A 13324-nucleotide genomic window follows, 5' to 3' on the forward strand; every position below is an offset into this window, starting at 1 on the left:
GCGCCCGAATTTTCGTCGATCGCCGTAGCCGTGGCGCCTGAGGTAACTGTCGGGTCTGCTTCGTCCAGGTCGTTGATCGCCAGAGTCACAGCTTGGCTGTCAGTGCGCCCGACTCCGTCGGTGGCTACTACGGTGAAGCTGTAGCTCGACTTCGCCTCGTGATTCGGGTTGCCCGTGAGTGTTACCGCACCAGTGCTCGCATCAATGCTGAAGGCAGCCGCGTCAGTGCCCGCCAGGCTGAATGTGACACCCGCGCTGATGTCGTCGGTGTCGGTCGCAGTGGCGGAGTAGACCACTTGACCTGTGCCGCTGTTTTCGTCGATCGCCGTGGAAGTTGCACCCGAAGTGATCGTGGGATCGGCTTCGTCCAAGTCGTTGATGACCAAAGTCACTACCTGGCTGTCGGTGCGACCGACTCCGTCGGCGGCTACTACGGTGAAGCTGTAGCTTGATTTGCTCTCGTGGTTCGGATTGCCGGTCAGCGTTACTACGCCGGTGGCTCCATCAATGGTGAACGCAGCGGCATCCGCGCCTGAGAGGCTGAAAGTCAGACCGGCGCTAACGTCGTCAGTATCGGTGGCCGTCGCGGTGTAAACCACTTGGCCAGCGCCCGAGTTCTCGTTGATCGCAGTGGCTGTGGCGCCTGAGGTAAGTGTCGGATCAGCCTCGTCCAGGTCGTTGATGGCCAAAGTCACAGCTTGGCTGTCAGTGCGCCCGACTCCATCGGTAGCCACCACGCCGAAGCTGTAACTGCTTTTCGTCTCGTGGTTGGGGTTCCCGGTCAAGGTCACCGCGCCAGTGCTGGCGCTAATGGTGAAGGCGGCCGCATCCGTGCCCGCCAGGCTGAAGGTCACGCCTGTGCTGATGTCGTCCGTGTCGGTCGCTGTGGCGGTATAGATCACTTGGCCTGCGCCTGAGTTCTCGTCGATCGCGGTGGCTGCGGCGGCGGAAGTGATCGTGGGATCTGCCTCGTCCAAGTCGTTGATCGCCAAGGTCACAGCCTGGCTGTCGGTGCGGCCCACTCCATCAGTAGCCACCACGCTGAAGCTGTAACTGCTCTTCGTCTCGTGGTTGGGGTTGCCGGTCAAGGTCACCGCGCCAGTGCTGGCGTTAATGTTGAACGCCGCGGCATCCGTGCCGGCCAAGCTGAAGGTCACGCCGGCGCTGATGTCGTCCGTGTCGGTCGCAATGGCCGTATAGATCACTTGGCCACCGCCGCTGTTTTCGTCAATGGTGGTAGCGGTTGTACCCGAAGTAATCGAGGGATCCGCTTCGTCCAGATCGTTGATCGCCAACGTGACGGCCTGGGTATCGGTCCGCCCAACCCCATCGGTGGCTACCACGCTGAAGCTGTAGCTGCTCTTCGTCTCGTGATCCGGATTGCCGGTGAGCGTCACTGCGCCGGTGCCGGCATTGATGGTGAACGCAGCCGCGTCTGTACCCGACAAACTGAACGTAACACCCGCACTGACGTCGTCCGTGTCAGTCGCAGTGGCGGTGTAAACGACTTGGCCTGTGCCGCTGTTCTCGTCGATCGCAGTCGCTGTGGCGCCGGACGTGATCGTCGGATCGGCTTCATCGACGTTGTTGATGCTCACCGTCACGGTCTGCGTGCTGGAGTTGCCGGATGCATCGGCCGCGCGCAGCTGCACGATATACGTGTTGGCCCCCGAGGTAGCCCCGTCGGTCGGGCTCTCGTAGTCAGGTGCGGCCTGGAAGCTCAGCGCCCCGGTCGCAGCGTCAATGCTGAACTTGGCCTGGTCTTGCCCACCCACCACGCTCCACGTCACGCTCTCGTTGGCGGTGAAGGTATGAACGGCCGTGCCGTTCTCATCGACGCTCTTGGCGCTGGTAGCTCCAGTTGCGCCCGAAGGGCCGGTGATCTGCGGAGCGGTGGTGTCGTCGTCGAGATCAATGACATTGCTGATGGCAAGCGTCACGGCTTGGCTGTCGGTGCGTCCGACTCCATCCGTGGCGACCACACTAAAGCTATAGCTGGACTTGCCTTCGTAGTTCGGATTGCCGGTGAGTGTCACCGCGCCGTTGCCGGCATTGATGGTGAACGCAGCCGCGTCCGTGCCTGCCAGACTAAACGTAACGCCAGCACTGACATCGTCCGTGTCGGTGGCGGTCACCGTGTAGATCACCTGTCCTGCGCCGGAGTTCTCGTCGATGGCCGTGGCCGTGGCGCCCGAGGTGATCGTGGGATCTGCTTCGTCGAGGTCGTTGATCGCCAGAGTCACAGCCTGGCTGTCGGTGCGGCCCCCTCCGTCGGTGGCAACCACCGTGAAGCTGTAGTCGCTCTTGGCTTCGTGGTTCGGGTTGCCCGTCAGGGTCACCGCGCCAGTGCTCGCGTTGATCGTGAAGGCAGCGGCGTCCGTGCCCGCCAGGCTGAAGGTCAGGCCGTCGCTGACGTCGTCAGTATCGGTGGCGCTCGCGGTGTACACCACCTGGCCAGCGCCAGAGTTCTCGTCGATGGCCGTGGCTGTGCCGCCAGAGGTAATTGTTGGGTCGGCCTCATCCAGGTCGTTGATCGCCAGCGTGACAGCTTGACTGTCGGTACGTCCGACTCCGTCCGTGGCCACTACGCTGAAGCTGTAGCTGCTCTTGGCTTCGTGGTTCGGGTTACCCGTCAGGGTCACCGCGCCGGTGCCGGCGTTGATGGTGAACGCGACCGCGTCGGTACCGGCCAGGCTGAAAGTCACCCCAGCGCTGATGTCGTCAGTATCGGTGGCGCTCGCCGTGTAGATCACTTGGCCTGCGCCGGAGTTCTCATCGATGGCCGTCGCGGCTGCACCCGAAGTGATCGTGGGATCGGCCTCGTCCAGGTCGTTGATCGCCAAAGTAACGGCTTGGGTATCGGTGCGCCCCACTCCATCAGTAGCGACCACACTGAAGCTATAGCTGCTCTTGGCTTCGTGGTCCGGATTGCCCGTCAGGGTCACCGCGCCAGTGCTGGCGTTGATGGTGAACGCAGCGGCATCTGTGCCCGCCAGGCTGAATGTGACGCCGGCGCTGATGTCGCCGGTATCGGTGGCGCTGGCCGTGTAGACCACTTGACCTGCGCCGCTGTTCTCGTCAATCGCCGTGGCTGTGGCACCGGACGTGATCGTGGGGTCGGCTTCGTCCAGGTCGTTAACGGCAAGGGAAACTGCCTGGCTGTCGCTGCGGCCCACTCCGTCAGTGGCCACCACAGTGAAGCTGTAGCTTGACTTGGCCTCGTGGTTGGGGTTGCCGGTAAGCGTCACTGCGCCTGTGCTGGCGTTGATGGTGAACGCCGCCGCATCCGTTCCCGCCAGGCTGAAGGTCACGCCTGTGCTGATGTCGTCCGCGTCGGTCGCAGTGGCGGTGTAAACGACTTGGCCTGCGCCGGAGTTCTCGTCGATGGCCGTGGCTGTGGCGCCTGAGGTAACTGTCGGGTCTGCTTCGTCCAAGTCGTTGATTGCCAGCGTGACGACCTGGGTATCGGTGCGCCCGACTCCGTCGGTAGCCACTACCGAAAAGCTGTAGCTGCTCTTGACTTCGTGGTTGGCGTTGCCCGTCAGGGTCACCGCGCCGGTACCGGCATTGATCGTGAAAGCAGCGGCATCCGTGCCCGCCAAGCTGAAGGTCACGCCCGCACTGATGTCGTCCGTGTCGGTGGCGGTCGCGGTGTAGATCACTGGGCCCGCGCCGCTGTTCTCGTCAATGGCCGTGGCGGTTGCACCCGAAGTAATGGAGGGATCGGCTTCGTCCAAGTCGTTGATCGCCAGAGTAACGGCCTGCTGGGCGGGCGTGGTGACGCCGTCGTCCGCCACCACCGTGAAGCTGTAGCTGGACTTGGTCTCGTGATCGGGGTCCCCCGTCAGGCTGACCTGGCCTGACGCATTTATCGTGAAGGCGGCGGCGTCTGCTCCGCCCAGGCTGTAGGTGATGCCGGCGCTGATATCGCCGGCGTCCGTGGCCGTTGCCGTGTAGACCAGCTGGTTTGCGCCGGAGTTTTCATTGATCGCCGTCGCAGTCGTGCCCGACGTGATGGTGGGCGCCACCTCGTCCACGTTGTTGATGGTCACCGTCACGGTCTGGATGCTGGCGTTGCCAGCACCATCAGTAGCGCGCACCTGCACGATATATGTGTTGCTTCCCGTGGTGGCGCCGTCCGTCGGGCCCTCGTAGTTCGGGGCAGCGGCGAAGGTCAACGCGCCCGTGCTCGCATTGATGCTGAATTTACCCTGGTCCTCGCCTGCCGCCAGGCTCCAGGTCACGGCCTCGTTGGCCGTGAAGGTGTGCACGGCCGTGCCGTTCTCGTCGATGCTCTTGGCGCTGGTAGCTCCCGTTGCGCCGGAGGGGCCGGTGATGCTCGGAGCCGTGGTGTCGACGGACACGGTTACGGTCGTTGTTGCCGCGGCCGAGTTGTTGCCCGCCTCGTCCGTCGCGACTACCGTGAACGTGCGATTGCCGCCCGTAGGCGTTGCAGCGGTATTTTGGTACGTGACATCGCCGATGATGGCCCGCGCTTCGGCGGCGGTCAGGTTCGCGCCATCGAAGCGCTGGATGGTGAAGACACCGCCCGCATGGCTCACATTGACGCGTACGCCTCCCACAAGCACATCGGCTTGGTCGCCGTTGCTTCCGTTCGCCGCCAGGTCAGTGCTGCCGAAGACCAGCCGTTCGTTCGTGCCGTTCGCCAGCCCCGCCACGGTGACCGTGACGGCGCCGAGCTTGTCCGAGAGTTCCACCAGCGTCGCAGCGTCCGCGTCATCGTCCAGGCTGACAGCCGCGCCATTGAGGCTCGTGACGCTGCGGTTGATGGTGCCACCGTCGCTGGGGTCGAGGTCGAGGACGGGCGCGGTCGTGTCCCTGACCGTGAGCTCTCCCGACGTGCTGTCACTCAGCACATTGCCCGCGCTGTCCCGCACCGTTGCGGAGACGTTGTAGACGCCATTGAACGCACCACCCACGGCGGTCTGCAGCGCATCGGCGGCGGGAATTGTCAATGTCCAGGCGGCGCCGACATGCACCAGGTTCCCGTCCCCCGGCGTATAGGTGACGCCGTTGACCGTCACGCTCAGAGACTCACCGGTGCCCAGCGTCGCGGTACCGGTGATGGTCGGCGTCGTGTCCACCGTTGTCTGGCTGGTCACAGTCACGGGGCCCAATGGCGCGGTGCTGTCGATGACTATCGCTTGCGTGGCACTGCCGCCACTGGCGGCCAGCAAGGTATAGCCGCCATCGCTGAGGGTCGTGCCCGTGAAGTCATAGGTCCACGTACCAGTCGAGTTGGCTACGACGGAAATGTTGAACACCGTTCCCGCAGACGAGTCGGTGAGCGTCAGAGTAACGGTTGCATTGGCCGCTGCGGTGCCGCTGAAGCTCAGCGTCTTGTCGCTGGTGATGAAGTCCGATACGGTGCCGGTGTCGTTGCTGATCTGGTCGATGCTGACAACGCCCGACTTGTCGTGCAACACCGTGCCCGTGTCGCCATAGGAATCGCCGGAACCGTCCACGTAGGTGGCGCTGACCGACAGCACACCGTTGGCCATGCCGCTGAGGTTGAGGGGCAACAAAGTCCACACCCCGCCGGTCACCACAGCGGTGTCGCTGATCGTGGTGCTGCCATCGGTGATGCTCACGTACACGACGCTGCCGTCGGGCACCGATGTAGCCGTACCCTGGATCACGACGCTATCGTCCTCGGCGGCGGTCAGTGTGCCGTTGCCGCCCGCGCCGTCGAGCGGCTCCGTCACGGCGACGGTCGGCGCCGCTCCAATCTCCACGTTCCGCGTCGTGCTCGTGGCGTTGCCCACGGCGTCGGCGCCACTCGCGGTGACACCCAGCGTGTTGCCGCTGGTATAGGTGACCGATGGTCCGGTTCCACCGTTTGCCGTCGGATTGCCGGTATCTACATCCCAAATGCCACCCGCCCGAACGATGGCCGTGTAGGTGTGGGTCGTGGCACCGGAAGTGATGTCCGGATCCACCACCACCGTCACCGTGCTTCCGACGGCCAGATCGGTTGTGCCACCAAGGACTGGTGTGGTGTCGGGCGTGCGCGCATTGGAAGTGATCGCGATCACGGGAGGCGTCACATCCACCGTGAGCGTCTGCACGTCCGTGCCCGTGTTGCCAGCCGGATCGGTGGCAGTGGCAGTGATGGGCGCCGGCCCGGTGAGACCCGTCGCGGGGAAGCTGCCGGAGAAAGCAACAGCCGTCGCCGTGTTGACCGACCAGGAACCATCGGCTGCCACGACGGTCTTGTAAACCAGGTCGGATGCGCCGTTGTTGTCCGTGTCCAGGCTGAGCGTGAGCACCGTCCCGGCGGGCAAGCCGGTGGAGCTGCCCGAGATGACAGGCGTGGAGTCGCCGGTTGTTTCCGTCGTGGCGCCGCCGCCAATGGTCACGGTCGCCAACGTATCGATCACGATTTCGCTGCTCGTCGGATCGACCACGCTGCTGGCGCCTCGCGTCACCGTGGCGTTGACCGAATAGCTGGCGTCCGCCATGGCCGAGGCCGGTGTGAGCGACCATCCCGTCGCCGTGACAGTGAGATTTCCGTTGGCCGCGGAATAGGTAACGCCATTGACGACCACCGAGAGCGTATCGCTGCCAGTCTGCGTCCAGGTGCCGGTCACGGTAGGCGTGTTGTCGGAGCTGAGTTGGCTGACGACGGTGGGCTTGTTCAGCCCGGTGGCCGACGAGCTGCCGCCGAAGGCATTGGTGGCGGTCGCGGTGACTTTTGCCGATGGATCCAATCCCGCCGCGGGAAGCGCGCCAAGTGTGGGCGTCGCGCTGCCCAGGTCCACACTCCATGTTCCGTTGCTCTGCATGGTGGCGGAGTAAGCGACGTCGGTATCGCCGTCGTTGTCCGTGTCGATCTCGACGACGATCGGCGAGCCCGCCGCAAGGCTGCTCGTGCCCGTGATCGAGGGGGTGCTGTCCGTCGCCAGCGCGCTGGTGTCGACGGTCACCGTGGGAGCGGCCGCCGCTGTCGTGGTGTTGAACGCTTGGGTCGTCGTGGCTGCTGCATTGCCGCGGCCCGTCAAATCGCCAGTTGCGGCACCGGCGGCGACCGTGGCGGTGATGGTGCCGCTCGCGCTGGCGGTAGGCGTGACCACCAGGGTATAAGTCGTGCCGCTACCCGAGAAGGCGCCCTTCGTTCCGTTGGTAACCGTGATGTCACTCGCGGTGAACGTGCCGGCCTTCAATGCTTCGGTGAACGTGAACGTAAAGGTGACTGGCCCGGTGGCGATCGTGCCTGCCGTATCGTCGGTGATGGTGAGTACCGGCGTGTCGAGATCGAGCGTCGGCAATTCCACGTCGGTCAGTGATATCCCGGTGTCGAGAACCGTGGCCGACACCTGGAACTGGCCATTGGCCATGGCCTGGACTTCCGCAGCCGTCAACGTGACCGACCAGTTGTTGGTGCCGGCCGTGTAGGTGGCGCCGCTCGTCGCCGTCTTGGTGTAAAGGGTCGTTCCCCCTTGGCTTACCACCACGGTCACGGTGCTGCTCGTCTGGTTCGTCTCGCCTTGCAGCACCAGGCCGCTGGTGATGTCGCCGACGGTGACGAGGTTGTCGCCCGATACGGACTTCATGTCGATTGACCGGGCGGAGTTGCCGATGGAGTTCTGCGCCTGGCGCGAAAAATCGACCTTCTGCACCAGATTCCCGGCGGCATCCACCGTGTTCGCCGGAGCGCTGACGCGGAAATAGTACGTGGTGTTGTTGCTCAGGTTCGATGTCGTGGCCGCGCTCCATGAGCCGTCGGCCTGTACGACCGGGCTGAGCGTTTGAACCGGTGAACCCGAATAGTCGGACGCCGTATAGATCTGGACGGTCAGCGTCGTGTTGGCCGGCAGGTCCGTCACACCCTTGATCGTCGCGCCTGAGGTCGCGCGAATCGGGCTTTGCGTCGTGTTGATGATGCTGAGCGCCGTCTTGTCGTGCGTGACGGACGAGTCGGTGGCGCTGATGCTCGTGCCGGACAGCGTCGCGGTGACGGTGAGGGTTGAATTGTCCAGGCTCGAGAGATTCAGCCCGCTGGCGCTCCAGTTGCCACCGGTGACGGCGACGTTGCTGGCGGTGACCGAATTTCCGTTGGAATCCCGTACGACGATATCCACCGTGAAGCCACTGGTGGCAGTGCCCGAGATGGTGACGGAGTCGTCTTCCGTCATGTTCAGGTAGGCCGCGCCGCCGCCACTATTGCTGACCTGAGCGAATGTGTTGGTGCTGGCCGCCGAGGTGATGCCGCCGATCGACACGGTGGGCGTGGTGATCGTGAGCACCTGGGTGTCCGAAACCGCCCCCGTGCTGTCGGTGGCGGTTATGCCGATGGCGCCGACGAGGCCCCCGCTCGGTAGCGAGCCGGAGATGGGCGACGCGCTGCCGACGTCGAGAGACCAGCTTCCGCCGGCGCCGGGCGTCACCGAATAAGTGACCGCATCAGCCAGGTCGCCATCATCGCCCGGGTCGAGCCGCACGATGACGAAGCCCCCGGCATTCGAGGACGTGCCGGTCACGACAGGCGTGGTGTCCAGGCCCGAGTCAGTGGCGCCGCCGGTGATGTCGATCGCCACCACCGGGTCGTTGGTGGCGGTGACTTCGGCCGAGGTGGTGTCGGACACACTGGTGCTGGCACGGGTGACGGTGGCGACGACCTCGTAGCTGTTGCCGGGCACCAGGGGCGTGAACGTGCCGCTCGCGGGCGTGGCGGTGGCCAGGTCGAGCGTCCAGGTGTTGCCGGACGGGCTGAGCGTGTAGGTGGCGCCGCTCACCGAAACGGTCAGCGTATCGCCGCCGATGTTGGTCCATGTGCCGGAAACAATGGGCGCGGCCAGGTTGCTGGACACGGTATTGACCGTCGGGCGCGTCAAAGCGATGGTGGAAGCGCTGTTGCCCGCCGCGTCGGTCGCGCTGGCCGTGATCTTGGCGGACGACGTCAGGCCGCTGCTCGGCATCGTGCCGGAAACCGGCGATACGGTGCCGGTATTCAGGGTCCACAAGCCCCCCGAAACAACCACCTGGTAGACCAGGTTGGCCGTCAAGGCATTGTTGTCGTGGTCGATGGTGACCGTCAGCATCGAACCATCGGGCTGGTCGCTCGTGCCGGAGATGGTCGGCTGCCCGCTAGTGCCCGTGGCAAGCTGGTCGATGGTCACGACAGGCGCCGTCTTGTCGTGCGAGACCGACCCGAGGTCCAAGATGGCGTTGCCGGCGTCATCTGTCGCAGTGGCGGACACGGTGAGCGTGCCGTTGTTCAACGCGGAGAGATCCAGGCCGCTCACGGTCCAGGTACCGTTGCCCGCTGTGGTGGTCGTGCCCGTCACGGTGCTGATGCCGTCGTTCACCGTGAGGGTCAGAAGGCGATTGGCCAGATAGGTGCTGGTGCCCGATATCGCGACGGAATTGTCTTCCGCGTCATTGAGCATGCCGCCGCTGATGGGCTCCGAGACGGTGATCGCCGGCCCCGCGGAAACGGGGTTGCTCGGCGACATCGGCGCCGTCATCGCGCCCAGGGAGGCGAAGGTGGCGTTGCTGTCGTAGTTCTTTCCGACGCCGTTCAGGTCGCCGTTGATCGGGCCGGACTGGGTTTGCGTGAAGGACACATACTGGACCACGGTGTCCTTGTCGAAGCCGCTGATGCCGGTGGCTCCGCGCGGCCCATAGGTTCCGTCACGGCCCACCGGCGATGGCTTGGCCAGCACAGTGGCCAGGTCGGCGATCGGAATGCGGAAATTGACGAAAGCGTCGCCGACCCCGTCGTTGCCCAGGTCCGTATCACCGTTCCAATGAGGATCGGTGGTCGCGCCAACGGCCACCACCGAGTAATTGCTGGCGGCCATGGGATAGACGCCGTTGTTCGGCAGCCAACCCGCCGGCAGCGGCGTCGTGGTGGTGGTGCTCGGCGAGATGTTGGCGCCGGTGCCGGGGTCCATGAGCCGCACGACCTGGCCGTTGTTGCGCCCGTCGACGGTCATGAACAGGTCGATCCGGCCATCCAGGTCGGCGTCCATGCCGATGACTGCGACACCGCCGAACTCCGTGGGACTCGTCGGGTTGTCCACCCGCAGGCGAAAGACCAGGTAGTCGTCGGCCGTCGTGGTGGTGCCGCCGTCGTCGTAGGCGGTGTAGAGAGAACCGTGCGTCAGGTCCGCAATGATGTCGGTATCGGCGGCGCCGGCCTGGCTGTCGCCATGCGGATCCTGGGCGCTGCCGAACATGATCGCGGTCCAGCCTGTATTGCCGCTCAGGTTGACCGTGCTCAACTTGCCGGAGTAGTCCGCCAGCGAATCCGGTGACGCGAAGAGACTGGCTTCGACATCCCCCGATGTCGCCTCCAGCGTCCAGTCGCCGCCCCAGGGGTTGGCCGCGCCCGTGGTGTCGGTGCTGGCGGCGACGTCGGACTGCGTGAGCCTGGCGATCTCGCCAACGAAGGCCGCGCCGCTGCCTCCATTCGCGATGTCGCAGCCATACAGCAGGATGTCTCCGCCGCTGGTGAGCGCGCGGCCCACGGTGGCCAACTCGGCGCGGTGTTGGTCAAGTGTGGATGCGTCGTACGCGTGGCCCCCGATGATGAGCGCGCCGTCAGAGCCGTGGCTCAGCACGTGGATAGCGTCCAGGTCGCGCGTGCCTTCCAGCCGCTGCGCCATCTGCGCAAAAGGGTCGCGCGCAGGGTCGAGCAGCACCACTTCGACGCCAGGGTGCGTATCGGCGACCAAAGCTTCCCAGCCGGTGATGCTGGTGTCGACGAAAACGATCTCGTGCCGGTTGACTGCGGGCGCGTCCACGGCCGGGGCTACCGCCGGCGCCGCCTCGACTGGCGGCAACGCTGGCGCCTCCGTCGCGTGTCCTGATCCGTCGCCGGGAAGCGCGGCCGCTTCAGCCGCCGCCACGGCCGCACCGTCGAACATGAGCCGCGGCTCGAGAGCCATCAGCTGCGGCTTGCGCCGCTGGATACCGCTGGTGCGATTCTTCTTCATGGGGCGCCTCAATGGCCGGCCGGCGGCGCCATCGTCACGCGCCCGCTCATACCGGCGATCAGCTGGGGAAACTTGCCGTCGATGGCGGCCACGAGCTTGACGGATTGGCTCACCGGGTCCACGCGGGCGCCGATGCGCTGCACCTTGGCAGGAAACGACTTGCCAACTTCGTCGATGGCGACCTGGAACACGTGTCCGGGCTTCAACCATGCCAGCCAGCGTGACGGAACGATGAACTCGAGTTCGAGCACGCTGTCGTCGATGATTTCCAGCAACGCCTGGCCGGGCTGCACATACTGCTGCTCCCGCACCTTCTGCTCGGCAATGCGGCCGGCGAACGGCGCGGCGATGGCGCACTTGCCGAGAACTGCAGCCGAACCACTGACCTCGGCGCGGTTCTTGATGACTTCGGCCTCCGACAGATCAACTTCCACCTTGCCGATGGAGTTGAGTTCGGCCAATCGCTTGTTGGCGGTCCAGGTCTTGTCGGCGCCGCTCAGCACGGCGCGGGCCTTGTCCAATTGCGCGTGCTGCAGGGCGCAATCGAACTGCACCAGCGTCTGGCCGGCGCGGAAGGCCCCGCCCTCTTGCACGGGGAGGCGATTGACCTTGGCGCCGATCTCCGCGGCCAATGTCGTGAACCGCCGGGGCGAGAGCTGTGCCCGGATTTCGCGCCGATCGTTATTGGGGGCCGGCGCGGCTTGGGCGGCGATGGGCGAGGCCATCACCGCGGCGGGCGCGCGCGGTCCATCGGCGGCGAAGGCGGCGGGCATCGCCAGAAGGCCGGACAACAGAAAAGCGTATCGGGGTACTGCGTGCATTTTTCGACTCGCCTTTTTAGGGCTCACCTTGGGTCTGCCGCAGAAACTCCGCCGCGACGAGTTTGAGTTCATCCAGCGAGCTCTCGCGCACGCTGGGCAGTGTGGGTTCCACGCCCATCGTGGCCTGCAGCTTGCTCGCCGCGGCATGCAGCAATGCCAGCGCCTGGTAGCGCCGCAGCAGGCTCAGGATGGTGGTCGTGTTGCTGGAGACGCGATCGAGCTTGCTCTGTGTTTCGGCCCGTTCGCCCGCGCCGATGATGCGATTGATCCGCTCGTCCACCGTGTAGATGGCGTCGGCGCGCGTGAATTGCTGGTGGGCGCTTGCGTACTGCAGCCTTGCCACATGGACTTGCGCCAGCACCGCCATCTGCGTCGCCACACGGCGCTGGTCGGCGACCGCGACACCGGCATCCGCCAGGCGCTTCTGCGCCGGCGCCGACAACAGGTTCAGCAGGTTGAATGACAGCAGGGCGCCGGCCTCGTTCCACCGGTTGTGAACCAGGAAACGGTCGTCGTCATGCTTCAAGTTCAAGTTGAACGACAGGTTGGGGAAAAGCCGCAGCAGCACTTTGTGGCTCTCGTCGCGGGCGATCTTGGCGCTGTAGAACTGTTCGCGCAGGTCCGCGTTGCGCAGAATCGCGGTCTCTTCCATTTCCGGCAAGGGCAGGTCCAGCAGGCGGCGATTGACGGATTCCCTGGGTTCGGCCACCTTCAGATCGAGCGCCAGCGGTGCATTGATCAGGTGGGCCAATTCAACGCGGGCGGTGGACAGGTCATGCTCGATCGCCTCGAGCAGCCGGACGTTTTCGAGCAGCTGGCGCTGGTAGCGCAGGCTGTCCAGCGGCGAGCGCACCCGCTCCGCCTCTGCCTTGCGTGCATCGACCAGGGCATCCTCGGCCAACTCGATGGCCTTGCGCACATCGGCCCGCAGTTTCTGCGCCCCGGCGGTACGCCAGAAGGCGGTGCGCACGTCCTGAATCAACAGGTGCATGGCCTTGCGACGGCGCTCGGTGGCGATCAGCACGCGGTCGGCGTTCTGCTTGGCGGTGTAGTAAGACAAGCCGAAGTCGAGCAAGCTCCAGGTCAGGCCCAGGTCCCCCACGGTGTGCTTCTTGTCGCTGGAGATCGAGGGGTTCGCCAGTGAGGGGGCGCCCGTGACCGAATCGATGGAGCGCGTGGTCAGGAATTCGCTGCGCTCGCTATAGCCGGCTGCGGCCACCATGCGCGGAAGCATGTCGTACTTGCTGACGTCCAGCTGGTTGAGCGCCAGCGCCTCTTCCATCATGCGAGTGCGGCGCTCCAGGTTGTATTTGAGCGCCCGTGCGATCGCCTCTTCCAGGCTGACCGGCCCGCGGACCGGCTCGATATCGGCCAGAGCGGACTGCCTGTCCTCGCCCGCCTGCGTGGCGAGTTGCGAGCGGGTTACCTCTTGAGGTACCACGCTGGCGCAGCCCGAGACAAAAACGGCCACGCAAACACCAATTGAGCCCAAATTCCTCATACACACTCTTTTACAACTATTTCTAGCTGAAATATAACAGC

Annotated in this window: 3 protein-coding genes; all 3 read right to left on the reverse strand. The window is 64.9% G+C overall.

All coding sequences use genetic code 11. The features are described from left to right. A partial coding sequence (locus HNE04_RS03425) for a cadherin domain-containing protein (RefSeq protein ID WP_172216792.1) occupies positions 1 to 10961 on the reverse strand: 10961 nt, incomplete at its 3' end. Positions 10962 to 10969: 8 nt separating this feature from the next. Then, positions 10970 to 11686 (reverse strand): efflux RND transporter periplasmic adaptor subunit, encoded by a 717-nt coding sequence (locus HNE04_RS03430; protein ID WP_407926587.1) that lies wholly within the window; start codon positions 11684 to 11686, stop codon positions 10970 to 10972. A gap of 112 nt (positions 11687 to 11798) precedes the next feature. After that, entirely contained in the window at positions 11799 to 13253 is a 1455-nt protein-coding gene (locus tag HNE04_RS03435; RefSeq protein ID WP_328700254.1) for a TolC family protein, read from the reverse strand. Positions 13254 to 13324: the final 71 nt, after the last annotated feature.

This window comes from Caenimonas soli, assembly GCF_013155545.1.
Classification (GTDB): domain Bacteria; phylum Pseudomonadota; class Gammaproteobacteria; order Burkholderiales; family Burkholderiaceae_C; genus Ramlibacter; species Ramlibacter soli.

What these genes read in the sequence shown, in the direction of transcription:
- HNE04_RS03430 (WP_407926587.1), bottom strand. Translation starts at nt 11,686, where the DNA reads ATGGCCTCGCCCATCGCCGCCCAAGCCGCGCCGGCCCCCAATAACGAT.